Here is a 21,589-nt window from a genome sequence, read left to right on the forward strand (position 1 = left end):
TTTGCGGGGGAGCCTTAGCACATCTTGCAGCCGGATGACCTAGCGCCCGGCGCGGTCCAGATGCTCGCGCAGGATGCGGACGTTGCGCCGGTTCGCCCGGAACATCACGTCGAAGACGTCGCCGGCAACCGGTACGATGCCAACCATGCCGTCGATGGCGACATTGCCGAGCATGCGCGCAAGCACGGTTTTCGGTGCGCCGAGCCGGTGGGCCTCGTACACGATGTAGAGCGCAAGGGCCGTCGTGATGGTATCGCCAACGCCCGGCGCAAGCCCGATCAGGCTGTCGGCGCCGAACCGGATTTTCGTGAATGGAATGGCGAAGCGCGTGTCTAGCAGCGTCGCCAGCCGGTCAATGCGGGCGATACGCTCGGCGCGGGAGGCGGAGCGGGCAAAGCGCGCCGTGCGGGCGCTGTTGGCGAAGGCTGCGGTCATGGCGCGTCAGACATGGTGAACCGCAGCCCGATTGCAAGGTCGCGACGATGACAGCCAGCAGCGGAACTTCCCGCCGGGCTGGCGCGCGGGTTAGGCTCGACACGATGACAACAGCACCGGCCTCAGACTATCCGCTGTATTTCCGCGACGGCACCGGCTTCGTCTGGTCGATCGAAACGCGTGGGCTGCGGCTTGGCAACGATGGTCTCACCTTCACCAGCGAGCGCGAAACACGAACAATCCGCTCTTCCGAACTCCGCTCGGTCCGCCTGCATACGGCTCACGCCAATCCCAACGAAACGCCGATCGGCATCTGCCGGGTCGGCTTCGGAAGATTCCGCGCGCTGACGATATTCAGCGGCGATTCCCATATGCGTGCCGACGAAGCGCAGCGGATGGCGTACCACGCCTTCGTGCGCGACTTTCACCGTCGCATTCCGCCCGCCGATCGTCCTCGCATCGCATTCAACGGCGGCCTGAGCGACACGCGGCACATGATCGTGAGCATTGCGATGCTGGCCGGCGCTGCGCTTTTTGGCGTGTTACCGCTGGTGCTGCTTTTTCTCGTGCCACCTGGCATACGCTCGGGGTCGCTGCCGCCGCCTGGGCGCTTGCCTATTCCGGCTGGAAAACCTGGAACCGCAACCGGCCACGGCCCTATTCGCCCGACCGCATACCCGACGATCTGCTGCCGTGACGGAACCTGAGGTTCCGTCTTGCGTCGGCAGTCTATCTGCCGCTAAAGAACAAAACGCGAACTTAAACGTTGAGCAGACATGCCGCTGACGCTCGAACAAAAGCTCGAAATTCTCGCCGACGCTGCAAAATATGACGCATCCTGCGCGTCATCCGGCGGTACCAAACGCAATGCGCGCAGCGGCGGCATCGGCTCGGTGACCGGCGCGGGTATCTGTCACGCCTACACGCCGGACGGACGCTGTGTCTCGCTTCTGAAAATCCTGCTGACGAATTTTTGCATCTTCGATTGCGCCTATTGCGTCAGTCGGCGCTCGAGCAACGTGCGGCGCGCGCGCTTCACGGTGGACGAGGTGGTCAAGCTGACGCTGGACCTGTACCGGCGCAACTGCATCGAGGGGCTGTTCCTGTCGTCGGGCATTGCGCGGTCGGAAGACGATACGATGGCCGACCTCGTTCGGGTGGCGAAGTCGTTGCGCGAGGATCACGGCTTTCGCGGCTACATCCACCTCAAGACCATCCCCGGCGCCAGCGAAGCGCTGATCGCACAGGCCGGCCGCTATGCGGATCGGCTGTCGATGAACGTGGAACTGCCAACCGATACGGCGCTCCAGGATTTCGCGCCGGAAAAGACGGCGTCAAGTATTCGCAAGGGACTCGCCACGACACGGCTGCATATCGAATCTTCGAAGGATGCCGGTCCCGGTCACGGCCGCATCGGCAAAGCCAGACCGCCGCGCTTTGCACCAGCGGGGCAATCCACGCAAATCATCGTCGGCGCCGATGCGACCGACGATCGGACCATCCTCGGCGCCACCACCACGCTCTACTCGTCCTATGCGCTGAAGCGCGTTTATTACTCCGCGTTTTCGCCGACCGGGCATCCCTCGCAAAAACTCGCGGCGGCGCCTGCCCCACTGTTGCGCGAACACCGGCTCTATCAAGCCGACTGGATGTTGCGCTTTTACGGCTTCGACCTTCCGGAAATCGGCAGCGCCATGAGGGGCGGGATGCTCGATCTCGACATCGACCCCAAACTTGCCTTTGCCCTCGCCCATCGCGAACGCTTTCCGGTCGACGTCAACATTGCGGATCGCGAGACCTTGCTGCGGGTGCCGGGTCTTGGCACTCGTGCCGTCGACCGCATCATTGCGTCACGTCGCTCCGGGCTGCTGCGCTACGGCGATGTCGCCCGCATCGCCGGTGCGATGTCGCGGGCGCGCGATTTCATCGTGACGCCGGACCACCGGCCGCGAACCCTCGATAGCGTCCATCTGCGCGCCCGCTTCGTCAAACAGCCGAAGCAACTATCGCTGTTCGGATAAGCCGATGTTTGCAGTGACGCTGGAGAACGACGCCGACGAGGCCGCGTTCCGGGCCGCGGCGAAGGCGTGCCTCTCGCGCAGTCTGGCGCCCTCCGACATCGCGTTCGTCTCGCCGCAGGAGCCGACCTTGTTGCCGCCGCTGCCCGCAGGTGAGAACGATCCCGCGATCAGCGTGCCGCGGAGTTTTGCTGGCCTGATGCATGACGCGATCTGCCACAGCGCACCGGACCGCTTCGCGCTGCTGTACAACGTGCTGTGGCGCATCATTGCCGGCGAGCGCGACCTTGCCGACCGCGCGAGCGACGCGCATGTGGCGCGGCTGATCGACTATCGGCACTCGGTCAGGCGCGACATCCACAAGATGCATGCCTTCCTGCGCTTTCGGGAGCGAGCGATCGACGGACGCAGCGTCTACACGGCCTGGTTCGAGCCGCACCATCATATCCTGCGGCGTGCAGTCCCGTTCTTCGTCGACCGTTTCAGCAACATGGATTTCGTGATCGCGACGCCGCGCGGCACGGCGATCTGGCGCGACGGATCGCTGACATTCGCTCCGCCCGGCCCGAAACCGGCCGACGCCGATCGCGATGACGTGCTGGACGGGCTGTGGCTCACCTATTTCCGCACCACGTTCAACCCGGCCCGCCTGCGGCTGAAAACCATGGTCAACCACATGCCGCGCGATTACTGGAACAACATGCCGGAAACCGCGATTATTCCGGAAATGGTGGCCGAAGCCGAACGCCGCGTGACCGGAATGATGGACATGAGCGCCGACCAGCCAGAGCTTTTCGCGGAACGGATTTCGACACGCCGGGCCAACACCGGTCAGCAGACGGAACTGCATGCCGAAGGCAGTCTTGATGCGATGCGCCGCGCGTCCGCAACCTGCACGCGTTGCCCGCTTTACAAGGGTGCCACCCAAACCGTTTTCGGCGAAGGTCCGCGCGATGCCCCGGTGGTGTTTGTCGGCGAGCAGCCGGGCGACCAGGAAGACCTCGCCGGCCATCCCTTCGTCGGACCTGCAGGGCAGCTATTCAACCGCGCTCTGGCCGATGCCGGGCTTGATCGAAGCCGTGCCTATGTCACCAACGCGGTCAAGCATTTCAAATACGAGCCGCGTGGCAAACGCCGGATTCACAAGAAGCCGAATGCGGGGGAGATCCAAGCCTGCCGCTGGTGGCTCGACGGCGAACTTGCGGCGATCAAGCCCGAGCTGGTGGTGGCTTTGGGCGCGACCGCTGTTCAGTCATTGGCACAGCGCGCGCTCGCGGTGACAAAAATGCGCGGCCCGTTCGATTTTGCCGGACAACGCGGATTCATAACCGTGCACCCGTCCTATCTCCTGCGGCTGCCGCGCGAGCCGGGCGACGAGACGGCGAAGCGTGAATATGATGCGTTCGTCCGCGATCTGAAGCAGATCGGTGAGCTGGCGCCGGCGATCCGGATCTAGGTCCCCCGTTCACGCAAGCCGCTTTTCGGGTCACAGCGACAACACCGTCAGCGCGCCCGGACGCATCTCGTAGCGAAGCGGGATATATTCGCGTCGCAGTTCGCCATCGGTCGACGCGAAGGTACGGCGGCGCGTCCTTCCGATCACGACATGACGCGCAACGATGGTGCGTATGCCATCGCTGTCGTCATCGTTGCGCCAGGTGCCGGCGAGAAGGTTGGCGCTCGCCTTCAGCTTCGACAAGGCTCCGGCATTCTCGACAATATGGATTTCGAGCACGCCCTCGTCGAGAACCGGCCGGCGCCAGTCCGGGCCGAACCGATTGTTCGTCACCAGCACCGCAAGCGCCTCCACATGCTCGCGCCGGTTCTCGGTGCGGATGTCGAGCGTGAATGGACTGGTCCGTCGCAGCGCGCGCATCGCTGCAAGACCGACCCCGACCAGCCGGCCAAGCTTGTGACCGCGCACTTCCTCGCGCGCCTTTGCCATCTGGCTGAAAAAGCCCAGACCGGAAAGCGAATGGAAGTAGCGCCCATTGACACGGGCCAGGTCAATCCTGCGGGGGCGCGCATCGCCCAACAGCCCGATAGCCTGTTCGATATCCTGCGGCATGCCGAGATCGCGGGCGAACAGGTTCATCGTGCCGAAGGGCAGTACGCCGAGGGTCTTGTCGGAGCCTGCCAGCGCATGCGCGGCGCATCCGACCGACCCATCGCCACCGCCAACGATCAGAGTGGAAATGTTGCTCTGCGCGGCCCGCTGGATCTCGTCTCTCAGATAGGCTGGGCGCACCAGCCGGATTTCGGCGCGGTCGGTGTGGCCTTTCAATGCCGACGCCAGCGCCTCGCGCACGCGCTGCGGTCCCGCATCGATCAAGGCGCCGGCGCGCGCATTCAGAAGAACCAGCGTATCGTCCATATGCCCCCGGCACGTTTTATCCCGGCTGATGACCCCGGACCGATCACCCGGCCACGGTGCACGGTCGAATCGGCGGTGTCCCGGTCCGGTCGTATCACCGGCGGATGACGGCCGAATTCCGGACGGCCGACAATCCGGATTGCTCAATGCACTCAGGGCGCTTTTGGTTCGACCCCTTCCGCAGGGCCGCATTTGACCGCGAATTCGTCCCGCACCTTTACGAAAGAAGGCCGATTCATCCGGTTCTCGTCGAGTTCGTCCAGCATGCGCAGTGCGAGATTGCGGCAGAACCCGCGATCGGTAACCGGCTGCGCCGGGATCGACCTGGCCTTTGCCGGTCGCGCCGGGCCGCAGGTGTCGACCACGCCAACGAAGGCATGGGCATATTCACCGGTCTTTTCCTTGCCGTCGTCGAGATAGGCGATCAGGGTCTGGGCGCCGATCCGGCAGGGGCCGAGACCGGATCGCGGCTCCTTCTTCGCGGCCTCCGCCGGAGCGCAGCACAGCACCGCTCCCGCCAGCAGCAAAGCATGCCGGATCATGCCTGGCCCTCCCGCGCGATTGGACGCGGGCGGCCGTCCTCGTCGATGGCGACGAAGGTGAAATTCGCGTCGGTGACTTTCTCGTGATGGTGCGTCATGAACCGCCGCGCCCAGGCCTCGACGTGGATCTTCATCGAGGTCCGTCCGACCTTTTCAAGCTCGGTATAGACCTCCAGCACGTCGCCGACCCGGACCGGACGGATGAAGGTCATGGCCTCAATCGCGATGGTCACCGCCCGGCCCTTGGCCCGTTCGACTGCGGCAATCCCGCCCGCCTGGTCCATCCGCGAAAGCACCCAGCCGCCGAAGATATCGCCGTTGGCATTGGTGTCCGCCGGCATGGCGATGACGCGAACGGTGAGTGCGCCGCGTGGCCGCCCGTCGATTGTCGTTGCTTCCGTCATCTTCGCATGTCGCCCCGAAACCGCCCGGATATCTGTATGCAATGGCGATCGCGCCACGCCAAGACGGATTTGGTGGCGGCCATTCGGATCAGGCGAACCGGCTTTGACGATGCTCAAACACCTGCGCCCGCGCGACCCGCTGTTCCGGCTGTTGCTGGTCAATCTGGGCATAGGGACGGCGGCCGCCGCCCTTCTGTTCGGGGGGCTGCTTGCGCTCAATCCGGCGAATTTGCGCCAACTCATCCTTTCGGATCAGTCGCCGGAAGTGGCCCTCGGACTGCTGCTCTTCGGCTTTCTCATCACCTTCGGCAGCGCCGCTATGGGCACTGCGATCATGTCCATCGCGCGGCGCGATGCGCCGCCCTCGGGCGGGGCCCGCATGCGCGACCAGCAAGAACCGGTCCCGGTCAGGCTATTGGCGAAGCGATAGACCGGAACTCCGGACATCGGACGCCCGTTGATCGTCGCAGGGTCGCGGCGACCGTGGCCCGAGGATGAGGAGCTTTCAGATGCCGGCACGATCGAAGAAACAGCAGATGGCGGCAGGCGCCGCATTATCAGCCAAACGCGGCGAGCGCTCGAAGGCGAGCTTGCGCGGCGCATCACGCAGCATGGCGAAATCGATGACCCAGTCCGAACTGCGTGAATTGGCAGGCACCGAACGCAAGTCGCTCCCCCGGCGCGCGGCCAAGAAGCGCAAGTGAAGCGCAAGTGACGAACCGAGGCGCTCAGTCCCTGCCTTCCCGCCCTGTCTCGACATGGAAGCGGTGCAGGATCCGATGGAAGATCGGCGCCAGAACGAAGGTCGTGGCGATCAGGATGATGAGGCCGGACAACAGCGCATAGAAGCCGGCGAAGATCTTGCCGCTCTGATACTTGAGCTGGTCGAATACCCCCATGCCGGACAGGATCATGGCGGCGTTGACGAAAGAGTCGATGAAGCCCATGCCCTCGAAATACGCGTATCCCGTCATGCCGATGGCCAGCCCGAAGCAGGAGAGCCCGGCCCACATCAGCAGCGCCAGACCCATCCGCGCTGCGAAATGACGGCGTGCGATCACGTGCTCGGAGCGCCGCTCGAGCCGTGTCAGTCTGGCGAGCCCTGTTGCGGGCTTGCGCTCGGTCATGGGGATGGATCGTCCGATTCGCCTGACCTGATGATAAGCGAAGTCACGCGCGCGGACAGCGGATCGCCGATGCGCCATACAGGAAATTATCAGGCCACCGGCGAACCTTGTTGGCGCTGCGGCGTTCCTGTCTCAAGCACGCGCCGCGTGACAACCGGCCGTAACGGGGAAGTCGGACGCAGCTGATTTTGCCGGTTTCTGGCTGCGGCATCAGCGCATGGGTACGCGCCGTCGTCTAACCCGTTCGCGGCGCGTGCGCTCTCCGGTAATAGTAGCGGCTCAGCTATTTCAGCTGCTCCGAGAAGTAATGCAGGGTGCGCCGGTAGATTTCGGACCGGTTCCACTCGCGCATCACTTCGAAATTCTTGCTGCCGATGTCGAAGGGTTGGCCGCGCTGCCAGCCATTCACCTTAAGCAGGTTGGCGGTGGACGCGAGCACGTCCGGCACCGACCGGCGCAGGTCGACATGTCCGTTTCCGTCGTAATCCACACCGTACTTGATATAGGACGACGGCAGGAACTGGGTCTGGCCGATCTCTCCGGCGTATGCGCCGATCATTTCCTTCAACGGCAGGTCCTCGCGCTGCAGGATCTGCAGCGCTGCGAACAATTCGCGCTGGAACAGATCGGTGCGCCGGCAGTCATGCGCCAGTGTCGCGAGCGTGCGCACGATCGGCATCTTGCCCATATCGGCGCCGTTGTCGGTCTCCATCGTCCAGATCGAGACGATCAGCTCCTTCGGCACGCCGAATTGCTGCTCGACGCGCCCCAGCAGGGCCGCATGTTTCTGCATCATCGCCTTGGCCCGCTTGATGCGGGCCGGACCGACGCGGGTGCGGGCATAGTCCTCCCAGCTTTTCTTGAAGGTGCCGCGCTGCCGCCGGTCGAATTCCATCACTTTCGGATCGACAGTGATGCCGCCGAAGGCCTGCGCGATCACGGGCTGCGAGATGCCCTTCCCCGCCGCCTCTCGCGAAAACTCCGCGATGAAGCGGTTGAAATCGCCGCCGCATTGGGCAGACAGCGCAGGGCTGGCCAGAAGACCGAGCGCGAATGGCAGGGCCAGAACCTTGGCAATCAGTCGGACAAGCATGCGGGGGTGCCTCGAAACCGGATTCGGCGCAATATCGCATGCCAATTGTGGCTTTAGAAGAGAGCGCACCGCCGCAGCGACCGGAACGGACGGCCTTTTCTCGGTCCCTTGCCCGTTCCGGCGGCAGTCTTTCAAACAGAGGGTTACGCCGCGCGGCGCTGGTGGCGGCCTTCGCGCACCTCCTCAATGATCTTCTTCGAGAAGGCGTCGAGATCGCCCGGATTACGCGACGTTATGACGCCGTTATCGGTCACCACCGCGGAATCCTCCCATTGCGCGCCAGCATTGATCACGTCGGTCTTGATCGAGGCATAGGACGTCATCTTTCGCCCCTTGGCGATGCCGGTCTCGATCAGAAGCCACGGCGCGTGGCAGATCGCGGCCACGGTCTTTCCGGCGTCGAAGAACGCCCTGATCAGCGAGAGCGCGTCCTTGTCGGTGCGCAGCACATCCGGATTGATCTGCCCGCCGGGCAGCACGATGGCGTCGTAATCGGCGGCCTTCACTGCGGACATGGCTTTGTCGACCTTCACCGGCCGGCCCCAGTCCTTCTTGTCCCAGCCCTTGATCTCGCCCTGCTCCGGCGAGGCGATGTGAACCTCGGCGCCTGCCGCCTTCAGCGCGTCGCGCGGCTGTTCCAGCTCGGATTGCTCGAAGCCGTTGGTGGCGAGGATGAGGATGCGTTTTCCGTCCAGTTGTCCTGGCATGCGTATCTCCGTGAGTGAATGGCCCCGGAGACAACGGTGCAGCGGCGCGAAGGTTCGCATGACCCATCGCGCGAAACCTGCGCGCTTTTGCCTCGTAATTCGGCAGGGCCTACGATTGGCCGCGCAAAACCGGGCGCATCACCATGCGACGCCTGATGAAATTCCTGCACACCATGGGAGCCATCGGGCTGATGGGCGCGATGGCGTGCCTGCTGGTGCTACTGCAGATGACGCCCGCGCCCGCCGAACTCGCGCAATACGCGCTGATGCGGGAGGCGATCAGCCGGGTCGCCACCTGGATCTTCCTGCCCTCGCTGATGCTGACGCTGGTCGCCGGCCTGCTGGCGATCGCCGTCAACCGCGCCTTCCACAATGTCGGATGGCCCTGGGTCAAGGCGCTGTCCGGCATCCTGCTGTTCGAATATGGCTTCATCGGCGTGCAGGGCCCGATGAAGCAGGAAGCCGAACTGGCCGCCCGCGCGCTGGCGGGTGAAGCGCCGGTCTCGGAACTGGCGGTGTCGCTGCCGGCGGAGACCATGTCGCTGTGGATCCTGCTCGCGGTCGCCACCGCCAATGTGGTGCTGGGCGTGTGGCGACCCCGCTTAACCACCATCCCGGATTGAGCCGCACGCAGCCGGGCGTATGTAGAATGGAACTCGGAACCGCGCCCGGCGTTCACACCTGGCGCTGCGCACGCAGCGAGTTTCCGATCCCTAAGTTCCCGATCCCTTGAGTTCCCCTGTCACTATTGCGTCGCAAACCAAAATATGGTGCGATGCAATATCTGTGGCGAGCGTGGAGGCCGCGTGTTGGCAAGTCCGAAATTCCTGCTGCGACGCGCCCTCGCCTGCGCCAAACTCGCCCGCGAGACCAGCGACGACGACTGCCGCGCGCGTTGCCTGAGGCTGGAGCAGGTTTATCGCCGGCTCGCCCAGAGTGACGCTGGGCTGGATGTATCGGCCGCCGGCGAGCCGCACGAGGTGCTGCGCAGCTAGAATGCGGCTCCAGAAGGACCGGACATGCGCGCCATTCTGAATCACTGCAAAGACATTCCGGTCAGCGAGATTCCGGACGGGACCTTGCTGCTCGCCGAAGGACAGAAGACCGGCCGCGTCTATGTGCTGGCGCAGGGCCGCATCGAGGTGCTCAAGGGCGACACCCAGATCACGGTGCTGGACGAGCCGGGCTCGCTGGTCGGCGAGATGTCGCTCCTGCTCGACATTCCGCATACCGCGACCGCGCGTACGCTCGGCCCCTGCCGCATTCACGTGATCGAGGATGCTGCTGCGTTCTTCCGCGCGCGTCCCGAATTGTCGTGGCTGGTGGCGCGTCTGCTCGCCAACCGGCTGAATGCCGCCACCACCTATCTGGTCGACCTGAAGCGGCAATTCGCCCATTACGGCGATCACCTCGAGATGGTCGGCGAGGTGCTGGAGACATTGCTGCTGCAGCAGGAGCGCGATTTCCATCCGGGCTCGGACCGCGACCGCGGCCTGCCGCAGGTCTGAAATCAGGTCTGATCTCAGGCCGCCGGATTCGGCGCGCTTTGCGCGATCGTCGCACCGACCCAAGCGGGCAACGCGCTGGCGAATGCGAGCGGCCGCACCAGCGGCTGGTCGAGCTGCACGACCTGCACGCCCATCGCCGACAGCCATGCCGCCTCGCCAAGCGCGGTCTCGACCAGGATGTGCGGCGGGATGGTGCCGAACTCGAAGCCGGCATTGAATATCCAGGTCGGACCGATGCGGTCCACCCACGAGCCGCCATTGGTGAAGGGCGACTGATGGACGTGGCCGGAGAACACGATGTCCGGCCGATATTGCGCGATCCAGCCCGCGACCTCGGCATCGCCGAACGATTTCGCGCCGGTCCAGCTGGTCGGTGAATCGATCGGCGGCGCGTGATGGATCCAGATCCAGCGCAGGCCCTCGCGGCGCTCGGCATCGCGCGCAAGCTGCGCCGCGAGCCGCTCGCGCACCACCGGACCGTCCCACCACGGGCAGATGGTGAACAGCGTATCGCCGATCACCAGACTGTCGCCGTCGCGCGCGAGATTGGCGTCGCGCAGCTCGTCGATCCAGCGCGCGACCTTCTCGCCGCTCTCGCTCTGCGAATCCAGATCGTGGTTGCCGGAGCAGACGATCAGCCGCGTGGTCTGGCTGATGCGCGCCAGATATTTCCGTACAACCGCAGTCTGCGCCCGGAAATCGGCGATGGCGCCGAGATCGAGCGCATCGCCCGCCAGCACCACGACATCGTACTTGCCGGCCTGTTTCAGCAGCCAGTCGAATTTCGGCAGCGAATAATGCAGATCGGCAACCAGAAGGCACAGCATCGGTCAAACGGACATGCGAAGGAGCGTCAGTGCGGCCGCCCCCGGCGGGGGCAACGTGATGCTTGTTGAACGAATCCGCCGACGATGCGCGGGGTTTGACGGCCGCTAGCGCACAGCACCCGCCCGCGCAACCGGACCGGCCAGCGGCGACACCCCCGGCGCCAGCGCCAGGATCGGCTTCCACTTGTCATTCCAGCGCGACATCGACGCGCGGTCGCCTTCATAGACCGCGCCGAGGAAGGCCAGCGCCAGCTCGGCGGTGGCGGCCTTCACCATCGGATTGAGCTCGACCCCGCCGGTCACCGCGCGATCGGTGAACATGCTGTGCGAACCGCCCTGAAAAACGGCGATGGCTTTGCGCGGCGTGCCGATGGCGTTGTAGATCGCGAGCCGGTCGGCCGCCGGCGAGTAATAGCCGGGGATCTGGATCACGTCCTCGGTGGCGGTGACATGCAGCGTCGGCACGCTGACATTCTCCAGCACCGGCGCCAGTTGCTTCTCGCCATAGAACGGCGGCGACGAGATCAGGATCGCCGCGGAGAAGCGCGGGTCCTTCGCCTCCAGCCGCCGGCCGTCGCGCATCACGCCGGCGCCGACTGCGACCAGCGCGGTGTTGGCGCCATAGGAATGCCCGGCCGCGACGATGCGCCGGCGATCGATCCGCGCCGCATAGGGCCCGGCTTCCTGCGACAGCACGCGATCGAGCGCGAAACGGATGTCCTTGCCGCGCGCCAGCGCCTCGCTCTCCTGCGCCGCAGTCTGCAGCCGCTGCACAATGGCGAACGGATTGCCGGCCCAGACCGAACGGTCGCTGCCGACATGCTGCACATGCAGGCTGGCGACGCCGCGCGCCGCGAAGGCGCGCGCCAGATAGGAATAGCCGCGCCGCGAGCCGCCCATGCCATGCGAGAACACGACCAGCGGCACCCGCGCGCTCGCGCCGATATCCGTCGGCCAGTGCAGCCGCGCCGGCACCGCGCGCCCGCGCGCCGCATCGATCCAGTCGAAATCGACGATGCGGATGCCGGCCGCGTCGGACGAAGCGAGTCCCTGTCCTTGCGCCTCGCCCTGCGCGCGCGCCTGGCTTTTGCCCTGCGCCTGCGCCGTGCCGCTCAAAGCCGTCAGCGCCAGCGCCAGCAAGGCCGCACTGATGCGCTGCCGGCTTGCCGCGACCGACACGCTGCCCGATCCCGTTTGCATGATGACCCTTCGCTGGACTGAACGCGCGAGCCCCGAAGGCGCGTCGCGTCCGGATGCCCTGATCCGGATCGATGCCTTGAAGGCTCGCTCTCATCCCCGCATCCAATCGCGGCGACAAAAGCGGCTGAAATGAGTCACGCGCGGCAACTTTACATTTCAGCAACACGCGCGCCGGTTTCGTTTGCAGCCGGCGCGCGTCAGCGCCCGTTTTGTTTGCAAGCGGGCGCTCTTGAGCGCCCGTATGTTTGCAAGAGCGCGCGCGTCATCGCCCGTATTATTTGAGGCGCCGGGCGCGCCTTCCGTTGCCGGGCCTCTCCGCAGCGCGCATCGGGCCGTCCCGATGTCGCGCGACGAAAGAGAGGGGAATGGTGCGCCGGACGACGCAACCTTCCTTCAAGCGTGCGATCCTTTAAGGATCGCCGCGTCTTCCGACGCACCATCACGGCGTTTTCCTTGCGGCGCCGGGCCGCGCTTTGCCTCCATGCGCCTTGATCTGCGCATGGCGTCAGCCGGCTCCCGGCAGGAGGCCGTAGTGCCTCCGGGCGGGGCCCCGGCGCCGCCCGAGTGCCGGCTTGCGAAGCCGGCCCGCGGGCGCCGTACCGGTCACGCGCGGGAATTGCCCGCACATGCCCAGGGGCGGCATCGCCGAAACTCCGGCCGCGCCCTCCCCTTCGTCCCGCACTCACGACGCCTCATGAGAGCGCCCCTCGGCGGACGAGGTGAATGGGTATATAGTCTTAGATAGGAATATTGTCAATATGACTGCGAAAAATTACCTTCCTCTACCGCCCTGTGCTTCTTTCTAGTTCTAGCTTTCGGTCAACGTCGCTGATTTAATGGCCACTTCAACCTAGGGTTTTACCATGCCGGTGGTCTACCCACCCCCATTTTTGGAAGTGCGCTACTACACGCTCGATCCGTATCCCCCAACAACAGGTCTATGCGCCGGTTATGACGGAGGCGTGTGGCGAAACGCGCGGTTCGCAGACCATCTCTTCAACTGGCTTCCGTATGCAGCACTGTCTCAAGAACATCAACTTGCATTCAGCGCCCACAACTTTGTTGAAATGCTCCGCCTAGCAGCGGCGCATATCTACAATACAAAAAAAACTGCAACACGGGGTGAAATTGGCGAACTGATACTGCATCTGGCTTGTATTCTTCAGTTCAAGACGATCCCGGTGATGTGCAAACTGATACTGAAGACTTCATCGAATGATACAGTAAAAGGTTTCGACGGCGTACATCTTCTTCCAAAAAGCGATACATCGTTCGAATTGTGGCTCGGCGAGTCGAAATTCTACATCGATCCAGAAGACGCAATTCGAGAAGCGATAAAATCAATCAAGGAGCACATCCTACCATCGTTTCTCATCACAGAAAAGGCGATGATCTTTGGTCACGTGGCACCGGATATTCCGCATCGCGAAGAAGTCATCAAGCTATTTAAATCCCAAACTTCGGGAGACGAATTACTAAAGCGCGCAGTTTTCCCAGTATTGATTGCCTATGAAAGCGGATCGATCTCTAGCCATACAATCGTCGCCGAAGCATTCATAAAGAGCCTTGAGGAAGAAATCGCGAAGCTTAAGACATACTTTGCCGCGAAATCCGAGGGCATTACCCTCCGGGTCGAACTGATATTCGTGCCACTTGGAAAGAAAAAAGACCTTGTCGATAGTTTCGATAAACTTCTGGAAGCATTTCTATGAGCGAACTTGATGACTTAAAGAATATCAAACCCCATGAGACGTTGACCTCCGGTCAAATCTTCGATGCAATTTTTGCTGCCGGGTCAGTTCTAAGTAATAGCGACCGCGAAGCAGAGAGTGCACTCGAAATTGCAATCCGACTTCTGGAAGCGCGCCGCAAAGGGCAAGTACCAGACGGCTGCGTAGGAGCGGTGGAATTTCTCGCAGAAGAATGCGGATTATACCCTTACATTGACGCAGACCACTTCGGATTTCTCACACAAACAGTTATCGAAGCCCATGCCGTTCAACTTGATGAAAAGCTCTATCTACATTCGAAGCAAATGCAGATATTGCTTTGGCTGCTGGAAGGCGACAGCGTCGTCCTGAGCGCTCCCACCAGTTTCGGCAAGAGCCTTTTGGTTGACGCGTTCATAGCGCGAAAACAGCCTCATACTGTTGTAGTTATTCTTCCCACCATCGCGCTCATAGACGAAACACGTCGGCGATACAGGAAGACCTTGAGCGACTCTTATCGCATCATCACAACGATATCGGAACTTTACGAAGCGACCCAACCAACCATTTTCGTCCTCACTCAAGAGCGATTCTTGCAGCGCAAAGATGAGCTAAAGATCGATTTTCTATTCGTCGACGAATTTTACAAGCTCGATCCAGATCGTGGCGACAGCCGTTTTGAAACGTTGAATTTGGCTCTCTATCGAGCGCTACCCGTGGCCCGCCAGAGCTTCATGGCCGGGCCACATATTCGAAATATCGAGCTAGGTCCAAGATGGTCGGGCAATTTTCGCTTCGTCCGGACAGACTATCGCACGGTAACGGTCAATATAATCGACCGATCAGCGAGCGGTGAACTTTTCGAGACCTTCTTGGACGACCTCATTAGCGTTGGCGAAGAAAGTTCGCTGGTCTTTACCGCCACGCCCCATACGGCGCAAACGCTGATGGACGATATTGTGGGGGCTGAAGTAGCCTACCATTCCAATCTCGGGCCGAAGATCGCAACCTGGATCGAGAAAAACTATCATCCAGCGTGGCCCGTAGCACGTGGCAACGAGCGCGGCATTGCTGTCCATCACGGTCGACTGCCGCGATCATTGGGACAGCTATTCGTGCATCTCTTTAATGAGAACGAAATCAAAGTTCTAATTTGTACGTCCACTCTAATAGAGGGGGTAAACACATCCGCAGCCAATGTATTTATATACGACAAAAAAATAAACCGATCTGACTTTGACTTCTTTTCCTTTGCCAATATTCGGGGCCGTGTGGGCCGAATGATGCGACACTTCGTAGGAAACGCATTCCTGTATCACGAGCCGCCACACGAAGTTGAAACCAGCGTGCGAGTTCCGATTCTGAACGATCCAGGCGCATCCACAGATTTCCTAGTTATGAATGTAGATCGCGCAGAACTCTCTCAAGCTGGCCGCCAACGACAGGAAAGCTTGCCACGCGCTACTGATCTCAGCTCTGAAATCCTTCGAGAGCACGGAAATCTTGGAACAGAACTCCTTATGGCGCTTCGTGACCGAATCGAAGAGATGTTGGATACTCAACCGCAAACGCTAACTTGGACTGGCTTTCCAGATAAAGAACAACGCAAAGCGGTGGCTGAACTGGCCTTAATGGTTGCACACAGTCGCCGCGACCCAACCGGCATTCATACGGCGCCGATGATCGGCTGGGCATGGTCACAACTCAGTAGAATTAAAACATTGCCCAAATTTCTTCGTTGGTTTTCGGGTGTATGGTTTGAGCATGACAAGGCAGCTGGTGTCGACGCAGCCTTTCAGTTCCTCCAAGCATGCGAATTTTCATTTCCTCGTACACTTGCAGCCGCTGAAGCGATAGTTCTTCACCTAAGACCGGATGAGGATATTGCGTACGGTCCATACATCGTGGGTTTAGAAACGTGGTTCAGACCAGCCTGGATGAAGGAACTGGACGAGGCAGGAATACCGATTCCCTTAGCGGAACGGCTAGCACCCCATCTTTATGATCCAACTAGCCGCATTAATGCGCTCAAACAAATTTCGCAGCTCAATCTGTCAGAGATGACAGACTTTGATGAAGTCGACCGTTTTATTGTTTCTCTTTCAACAGCCTGATAGATCAACTACCTTCGTTAAAACACAAGCACAAAAAACCCCGGCTTTCGCCGGGGTTTCGCTTTTCTGATGGATTGCTTCGGCGCTTTGCGCCTCGCAATGACGCGCTTCCGCAGCGCAAATTGTAAACCGTCAGTTATCCAGGAAGCTCCGCAGCTTCCGTGAGCGCGACGGATGCTTCAGCTTGCGCAGCGCCTTCGCCTCGATCTGACGAATGCGTTCGCGGGTCACCGAGAATTGCTGGCCGACTTCTTCCAGCGTGTGGTCGGTGTTCATGCCGATGCCGAAGCGCATGCGCAGCACGCGCTCCTCGCGCGGGGTGAGCGAGGCCAGCACGCGCGTCGTGGTCTCGCGCAGGTTCGACTGAATCGCCGCGTCGATCGGCAGGATCGCGTTCTTGTCCTCGATGAAATCGCCGAGATGCGAATCCTCTTCGTCACCGATCGGCGTTTCGAGCGACAGCGGCTCCTTGGCGATCTTGAGAACCTTGCGCACCTTCTCCAGCGGCATGCCGAGCTTTTCGGCCAGCTCCTCCGGCGTCGGCTCGCGGCCGATTTCGTTCAGCATCTGGCGGCTCGTGCGCACGATCTTGTTGATGGTCTCGATCATGTGCACGGGAATGCGGATGGTGCGCGCCTGGTCGGCGATCGAACGGGTGATCGCCTGCCGGATCCACCATGTCGCATAGGTCGAGAACTTGTAGCCGCGGCGATATTCGAATTTGTCGACCGCCTTCATCAGGCCGATATTGCCTTCCTGGATCAGGTCGAGGAATTGCAGGCCGCGATTGGTGTATTTCTTGGCGATCGAGATGACGAGGCGGAGGTTGGCCTCCACCATTTCCTTCTTCGCCTGGCGCGCCTCGCGCTCGCCCTTCTGCACCGAATGCACGATCTTGCGGAATTCGCCGATCTCGAGCCCGGTCTCCGACGCAAGCCCGTGGATGTTGCCGCGCAGGTCCTTCAGCCGGTCCTTGTCGATGGCGACGAGGTTCTTCCAGCCTTTTGCCGAAAGTTTCGAGACGCGGTTGAGCCAGCGCGGATCGAGCTCCGAGCCAAAATAGTTCTTCAGGAAATCCTCGCGCGCGACGCCGTGGCTCTCGGCCAGCCGCATCATCCGGCCCTCGAGGCCGACGAGGCGCTTGTTGATCTCGTAGAGCTGGTCGACCAGTGAATCGATGCGCGCCTGGTTCAGGCGCAGCGACTTCACCGCGGTGATGATCTCGTCCTTCAGCTTCTTGTATTTGCGTTCCTGCGAGGGCGACAGCGACTCGTTCTGCAGGCGGTTGGCGATGTCCTGTTCCTGCAGCTTGCGCAGCTTCTTGTATTCGTTGGCGACGGTGTCGAAGGTCTCCAGCACCTTCGGCTTCAGCTCGAGCTCGATCGCGGCGAGCGACATCGAGTTCTCGAACTCGTCGTCCTCCATGTCGGCTTCGGCCGCGAGTTCGGCCGGGTCCTTCTCCACGGCGTCGTCGCCTGCGGGCGCGGCCTTGAACGGGGTGGCCTGCGGCGGCGCGGAGGGCGGCGAGTCCTGCGTGGCGATGTCGGCGCCGGGCAGCGGCTTGCCGTCGGGACCGACCGGCGCCGGCAGCTTGGCGTCGGGGCCGGCATAGGTCGCTTCCAGGTCGATGATGTCGCGCAGGAAGACCTTGCCCTCGTTCAGTTCGTCGCGCCAGATGATGATGGCCTGGAAGGTCAGCGGGCTTTCGCACAGGCCTGCGATCATCGCCTCGCGGCCGGCCTCGATGCGCTTGGCGATGGCGATTTCGCCTTCGCGCGAGAGCAGTTCGACCGAGCCCATTTCGCGCAGATACATGCGGACGGGATCGTCGGTGCGCTCGGACGGCTCCTTGTCGGACTTGACGATCAGCGGCTTGGAGGTGACCTCGACCAGCTCGCCGCCCTCGTCGTCGTCGTCCTCTTCCTTCTCGGCGTCGGCGTCGGCCTCGTCCTGCTCGATCACGTTGATGCCCATCTCGGACAGCATCGACAGCGTGTCCTCGATCTGCTCGGAGGTGACTTCCTCCGACGGCATCACGGCATTGAGCTGCTCATAGGTGATGTAGCCGCGCTTCTTGGCCTGCTTGATCATCTTCTTGACGGCGGCGTCGGAGAGATCGAGCAGCGGCAGCGGCGTATCGGGCGTCGTCTCGGTGTCCTTGTCGGCCTCTTCCTTGGCGGCAACCTTGGCCTTCACGGCCTCCTTTTCGGAGACGGCCTTGGCGCCGGCCTTCAGAGCGGCGGTACGGGACACTTCTTGACGCATGGGAGGCACTTTCGGAGCAGGAGCGGATTTCAAGGCGGGAGCAGGCTTGGCAGCGGGAGCGGGCTTGGCGGTAGACTTCGGACTGGTCTCTTTTGCGGCGGCCTCTTTTGCGGACACTTTAGGGGTGGCCTTGACCGGCTCCTTGACCGGCTCCTTGGCGGTTTCTCTGGCCTTCGGCTCCGGCTTGGACGGGGACTTGCCGGTGGCGCCCCGAAACAGCGACTTGACCGTGTTCTTGATCGAATTCTTGACCTTGGCGGCCGTCTTGGCGGCCGTCTTGCCGGCAGCGCCCCTGCCAGCTGCACTTTTGCCGGCTGCGCTTTTCGTTGCCGCGCTCTTGCTCGCCATGAAGCTTCTCTCTCCTGCGGCGGGGCATTCCCCGCCGTTTCGTCCACCCCTACCCTATGGCCTGAACCCACATCATACAGCGAGTCCCGCCAGGCCGGGTGACCGAATCAACACACCTACAATCGTGGGGGCTCGTTAAGTGGGGATTAACCCCGTAACCCCTTGGGCCTGCGATCAAAAGCCCAATCGCCAAAAAAGCCCCGCAAAAACGGGGCCAAACCTCATACGCCACGAACCGGCCGGCCGGACGAGGCCCCGAACCCCTCGATCAGCGCCTCGGTTCCCTCGAGCGCCGCGAGCCTGTTCTGAACGTCCCGGATCCAGGCCAGATTGGCTTCGCTTGGATCGTCCCCGAGCGCGCGCTCTGCGTCCTTGAGCTCCTTATTTAGCGTGCGTGCCTTGCGATGCAAGGTAACGATGTGCGCCCACCATTGCGCAACGTCCGATTCTCCGGCTCCCGGGCGGGCCGGCCAGTCCGACGTATGGGTGATCGCCGCCCGCACCCGCGACACCAGCGGCCCGAAACCCCGTGCCGACAGGGCTTCCTGCAGCACCCGCGGGTCGAGCACCGCCTCCCCGGACACCGCATCGAGGATGCTGCGCCGAAGCAGATCGGCATCGGGATGCTGGAACTCGATCTCGGCGAATTCCTCGGTATGGGCCTCGAGCAGCCAGGGATGCTCGATCACCGCGAGCAGGATCAGCGCCTCGCGCGGCGAAATCGCGCTGCGGAAGCCGCGCACCAGCGGGCTCTGGCCGAGCCTCGCGGACTGGGTGAACGGATCGCGGGCCTGACGCGCGGTGCGCCAGTCGCCGCGCGGACCGCCGCGCCGGCCGGCCTGCTGGAAGCTGCGGCCACGCTCGTATCCGCCCTGCGACTGCGCCGGCGCCAACAGCGCCCGCACCCGCGCATCGAAATCCTGCCGGTAATATTTGCGAACCGACTCGTGGCCGATGCCGCCGAGGATTTCCCCGATTCGGGCTTCCAGCGCCGCCCGGCGTTCCGGCGTATCGAAGGATGCGCTCTCGGTCTCGCGCATCCAGAGAATATCGGCGAGCGGATGCGCGCTTTTCAGCACTTCCTCCATCGCGGCGCGCCCACCGGAGCGGATCAGATCGTCCGGGTCCTGCCCCTCCGGCAGCATCGCGAAGGCCAGGCTCTTGCCCGGCTGCAATTTCGGCAAAGCCAGATCGACCGCGCGATAGGCCGCGCGCCGCCCGGCCTTGTCGCCATCGAAACACAGCATCGGCTCGTCGGCGATCTTCCAGAGCAGGCCCAGCTGCTCCTCGGTGAGCGCAGTGCCGAGCGGCGCCACCGCGCCTTCGAAGCCGGCGGTTACCATCGCGATCACGTCCACATAACCCTCGACCACGATCAGCGACTTGCCCTCATGCACCGCCATTCGGGCCTTGGCGCCATTGAACAGGATCGAGCCCTTGTGAAAGAGCTGGGTCTCCGGCGAATTGAGATATTTTGCGGGCGCATCCTTATCGAGTGCGCGTCCGCCGAAGGCGATCAGCCGCCCGCGCCAGTCGGCAATTGGAAACATGACCCGGTCGCGGAAGCGGTCGTAGGGCACCGGGATGTCGTCGCCGGCGATCAGCAAGCCGGTGTCGATCATGTCCTCGACCGGAATACCCTGCTGGCCGAGATGCTCCTTCAGCGCGAAGCGATCCGCCGGAGCATAGCCCATGCGGAATTTCAGCTGGGTTTCGGGACCCAGCCCGCGATCGGCGAGATAGCCGCGCGCCTTGGCGCCGGCCCGCGACTGCAATGTCGCCTCGAAGAATCTCGTCGCCAGTTCCATCACGTCGTACAGCGACTTGCGGCGATGCTCGCGGACCTCGTCCTCGCGCGAGACCTTCGGCATCGGCAGGCCGGCCATCACTGCCAGCCGCTCGACGGCTTCGGGGAACGTCACCCCGTCGGTCAGCATGATGAAATCGAAGATCGAGCCGTTCTTGCCGGACGAAAAATCAAACCAGGCCTGTTTCTGGTCGTTGACGAAAAACGATGGCGTCTTTTCCTGATTGAACGGCGACAGCCCGCGCCACTCGCGCCCGGCCTTTTTCAGCTTCACGCGCCGTCCCACCACCTCCGAAACCGGCAGGCGGGTACGGATTTCGTCGAGGAAGTCGGGCGAGAAGCGCATGGCGTATGGCTATAGCCCGAATCGGTTGGATTAAAGGAAGACCCACGAAGGCGGAGATTTGGAAAACCGCATTTTTGCGCGATAACTCATTGGTTTTCCCGCTATCCACAGAGCAATTAAGCTACGGCCTGGTGATTGACCAAAATGAAATACGTTTGTATATACATCTGGCATTCGATCATGTGACCACGGAAGAAATCCAAAGGCTATTCGACGACATCAGGGACTTCGGTTTTGATCCCGCGAAACGGGACAAAAACCTGAGGGAGCGCGATATCGATTTGGAGGACATGCGGTTCGTTCTGGACGGACCCTATGCGGTACGGCGATCCGACCGGCACGGAGAAATCCGTTTCATGGTTTTCGGATTTCTGGACGATGTCGAAGTAACCTTCGTATGCACCTTCCGTGGCGACATTTGCCATGTGATTTCGGCAAGACGAGCCAGGCGCGATGAAAGAAAAAAATATCACCATCATCTCCCGGGACGATCCGCGACGGGGAAAGACGAATCTTGAGAAGCTTCGCAAGCTGACCGACGAGGAGATCAACGCCTCGATTGCCGGCGATCCGGATTGGGACGAAGAAGGCTGGACCGAAGCCGTCATTATCGTGCCGCCGAAAAAGCAGCCGATCTCAATTCGCGTCGACGAAGACGTCCTCGACTTCTTCAAGAAGCAGGGCGCAGGCTATCAGAAGCGCATCAACGCCGTGCTGCGCAGCTTCATGAACGCGAGCCAGAAAAGCAATAAGCGGGCGTAGCTG

At 62.2% G+C, this 21,589-nt stretch carries 23 protein-coding genes; 12 read left to right on the plus strand and 11 right to left on the minus strand.

Annotated features, from left to right (window positions below; all coding sequences use genetic code 11):
• Window positions 1-39: 39 nt before the first annotated feature.
• A complete protein-coding gene (locus AC5I5I_RS07905) occupies window positions 40-435 on the minus strand; it encodes a DUF4112 domain-containing protein (RefSeq protein WP_495765095.1) in 396 nt (131 codons plus the stop codon).
• Window positions 436-482: 47 nt separating this feature from the next.
• On the opposite strand from AC5I5I_RS07905, the gene AC5I5I_RS07910 reads away from it, so the two are divergent.
• The 3 genes from AC5I5I_RS07910 (at window position 483) to AC5I5I_RS07920 (ending at window position 3,909) form a co-directional block, all read left to right on the plus strand.
• Complete coding sequence (locus tag AC5I5I_RS07910; RefSeq protein ID WP_495971652.1) at window positions 483-1,142, plus strand: hypothetical protein; 660 nt, start codon at window positions 483-485, stop codon at window positions 1,140-1,142.
• A 69-nt stretch (window positions 1,143-1,211) separates the two neighbouring features.
• Entirely contained in the window at window positions 1,212-2,456 is a 1,245-nt protein-coding gene (locus tag AC5I5I_RS07915; RefSeq protein ID WP_495971654.1) for a putative DNA modification/repair radical SAM protein, read from the plus strand.
• Between the two features lie 4 nt (window positions 2,457-2,460).
• A complete protein-coding gene (locus tag AC5I5I_RS07920) occupies window positions 2,461-3,909 on the plus strand; it encodes a UdgX family uracil-DNA binding protein (RefSeq protein ID WP_495971656.1) in 1,449 nt (482 codons plus the stop codon).
• 30 nt (window positions 3,910-3,939) lie between these two features.
• On the opposite strand, the gene AC5I5I_RS07925 is transcribed toward AC5I5I_RS07920, so the two are convergent.
• The 3 genes from AC5I5I_RS07925 to AC5I5I_RS07935 all read right to left on the minus strand — a co-directional run bounded on the left by AC5I5I_RS07925 (window position 3,940) and on the right by AC5I5I_RS07935 (window position 5,773).
• Window positions 3,940-4,827 (minus strand): diacylglycerol/lipid kinase family protein, encoded by an 888-nt coding sequence (locus AC5I5I_RS07925; RefSeq protein ID WP_495971658.1) that lies wholly within the window; start codon window positions 4,825-4,827, stop codon window positions 3,940-3,942.
• A gap of 152 nt (window positions 4,828-4,979) precedes the next feature.
• Window positions 4,980-5,369, minus strand: coding sequence for a hypothetical protein (locus AC5I5I_RS07930; protein WP_495971660.1), 390 nt, complete (start codon window positions 5,367-5,369; stop codon window positions 4,980-4,982).
• The gene (locus AC5I5I_RS07935; protein ID WP_495971662.1) at window positions 5,366-5,773 is read right to left on the minus strand and encodes an acyl-CoA thioesterase; all 408 of its coding nucleotides are present in this window, start codon (window positions 5,771-5,773) and stop codon (window positions 5,366-5,368) included. Before AC5I5I_RS07935 ends, AC5I5I_RS07930 begins: the two co-directional genes overlap by 4 nt.
• Window positions 5,774-5,882: 109 nt before the next feature.
• Here AC5I5I_RS07935 and AC5I5I_RS07940 point away from each other — a divergent pair, with 109 nt between their 5' ends.
• A complete protein-coding gene (locus tag AC5I5I_RS07940) occupies window positions 5,883-6,203 on the plus strand; it encodes a hypothetical protein (protein ID WP_495971664.1) in 321 nt (106 codons plus the stop codon).
• Window positions 6,204-6,282: 79 nt separating this feature from the next.
• Entirely contained in the window at window positions 6,283-6,477 is a 195-nt protein-coding gene (locus AC5I5I_RS07945; protein ID WP_495971666.1) for a DUF3008 family protein, read from the plus strand.
• A 24-nt stretch (window positions 6,478-6,501) separates the two neighbouring features.
• On the opposite strand, the gene AC5I5I_RS07950 is transcribed toward AC5I5I_RS07945, so the two are convergent.
• From AC5I5I_RS07950 to AC5I5I_RS07960, 3 genes are all read right to left on the minus strand, one after another.
• Window positions 6,502-6,900 (minus strand): hypothetical protein, encoded by a 399-nt coding sequence (locus AC5I5I_RS07950; protein WP_495971668.1) that lies wholly within the window; start codon window positions 6,898-6,900, stop codon window positions 6,502-6,504.
• Window positions 6,901-7,183: 283 nt separating this feature from the next.
• A complete protein-coding gene (locus AC5I5I_RS07955; RefSeq protein WP_495971670.1) occupies window positions 7,184-7,993 on the minus strand; it encodes a lytic murein transglycosylase in 810 nt (269 codons plus the stop codon).
• A 143-nt stretch (window positions 7,994-8,136) separates the two neighbouring features.
• The gene (locus AC5I5I_RS07960) at window positions 8,137-8,700 is read right to left on the minus strand and encodes a type 1 glutamine amidotransferase domain-containing protein (RefSeq protein WP_495971672.1); all 564 of its coding nucleotides are present in this window, start codon (window positions 8,698-8,700) and stop codon (window positions 8,137-8,139) included.
• 143 nt (window positions 8,701-8,843) lie between these two features.
• Between AC5I5I_RS07960 and AC5I5I_RS07965 the strand changes: the two genes are divergently transcribed.
• From AC5I5I_RS07965 to AC5I5I_RS07975, 3 genes are all read left to right on the plus strand, one after another.
• A complete protein-coding gene (locus AC5I5I_RS07965; protein ID WP_495971674.1) occupies window positions 8,844-9,323 on the plus strand; it encodes a hypothetical protein in 480 nt (159 codons plus the stop codon).
• Window positions 9,324-9,509: 186 nt separating this feature from the next.
• Window positions 9,510-9,695: a hypothetical protein gene (locus AC5I5I_RS07970; RefSeq protein WP_495971676.1), complete on the plus strand. Its 186-nt coding sequence runs from the start codon at window positions 9,510-9,512 to the stop codon at window positions 9,693-9,695.
• Window positions 9,696-9,719: 24 nt separating this feature from the next.
• A complete protein-coding gene (locus tag AC5I5I_RS07975; RefSeq protein ID WP_495971678.1) occupies window positions 9,720-10,208 on the plus strand; it encodes a Crp/Fnr family transcriptional regulator in 489 nt (162 codons plus the stop codon).
• 14 nt (window positions 10,209-10,222) lie between these two features.
• Here AC5I5I_RS07975 and AC5I5I_RS07980 read toward each other — a convergent pair whose 3' ends face one another.
• Window positions 10,223-11,035 (minus strand): metallophosphoesterase family protein, encoded by an 813-nt coding sequence (locus tag AC5I5I_RS07980; RefSeq protein WP_495971680.1) that lies wholly within the window; start codon window positions 11,033-11,035, stop codon window positions 10,223-10,225.
• Between the two features lie 105 nt (window positions 11,036-11,140).
• Window positions 11,141-12,235, minus strand: a complete 1,095-nt coding sequence (locus AC5I5I_RS07985; protein ID WP_495971682.1) for an alpha/beta hydrolase family protein — start codon at window positions 12,233-12,235, stop codon at window positions 11,141-11,143.
• A gap of 863 nt (window positions 12,236-13,098) precedes the next feature.
• Between AC5I5I_RS07985 and AC5I5I_RS07990 the strand changes: the two genes are divergently transcribed.
• Both AC5I5I_RS07990 and AC5I5I_RS07995 read left to right on the plus strand, forming a co-directional pair.
• Window positions 13,099-13,947, plus strand: coding sequence for a HamA C-terminal domain-containing protein (locus tag AC5I5I_RS07990; RefSeq protein ID WP_495971684.1), 849 nt, complete (start codon window positions 13,099-13,101; stop codon window positions 13,945-13,947).
• Complete coding sequence (locus tag AC5I5I_RS07995; protein WP_495971686.1) at window positions 13,944-16,058, plus strand: DEAD/DEAH box helicase; 2,115 nt, start codon at window positions 13,944-13,946, stop codon at window positions 16,056-16,058. Before AC5I5I_RS07990 ends, AC5I5I_RS07995 begins: the two co-directional genes overlap by 4 nt.
• 132 nt (window positions 16,059-16,190) lie before the next feature.
• Here AC5I5I_RS07995 and rpoD read toward each other — a convergent pair whose 3' ends face one another.
• Both rpoD and dnaG read right to left on the minus strand, forming a co-directional pair.
• Window positions 16,191-18,671 (minus strand): RNA polymerase sigma factor RpoD, encoded by a 2,481-nt coding sequence (gene rpoD, locus AC5I5I_RS08000; RefSeq protein WP_495971688.1) that lies wholly within the window; start codon window positions 18,669-18,671, stop codon window positions 16,191-16,193.
• Window positions 18,672-18,892: 221 nt separating this feature from the next.
• Window positions 18,893-20,824, minus strand: a complete 1,932-nt coding sequence (gene dnaG, locus AC5I5I_RS08005; protein ID WP_495971690.1) for a DNA primase — start codon at window positions 20,822-20,824, stop codon at window positions 18,893-18,895.
• A gap of 290 nt (window positions 20,825-21,114) precedes the next feature.
• Here dnaG and AC5I5I_RS08010 point away from each other — a divergent pair, with 290 nt between their 5' ends.
• The gene (locus AC5I5I_RS08010; protein WP_495972553.1) at window positions 21,115-21,342 is read left to right on the plus strand and encodes a BrnT family toxin; all 228 of its coding nucleotides are present in this window, start codon (window positions 21,115-21,117) and stop codon (window positions 21,340-21,342) included.
• Window positions 21,278-21,586 carry a BrnA antitoxin family protein gene (locus AC5I5I_RS08015; protein WP_495971692.1) on the plus strand — a complete coding sequence of 103 codons (309 nt, stop codon included), beginning with the start codon at window positions 21,278-21,280 and terminating at the stop codon, window positions 21,584-21,586. Before AC5I5I_RS08010 ends, AC5I5I_RS08015 begins: the two co-directional genes overlap by 65 nt.
• The last annotated feature ends 3 nt before the right edge of the window (window positions 21,587-21,589 follow it).

The sequence above is a fragment of the Pseudorhodoplanes sp. genome (genome assembly GCF_059499825.1).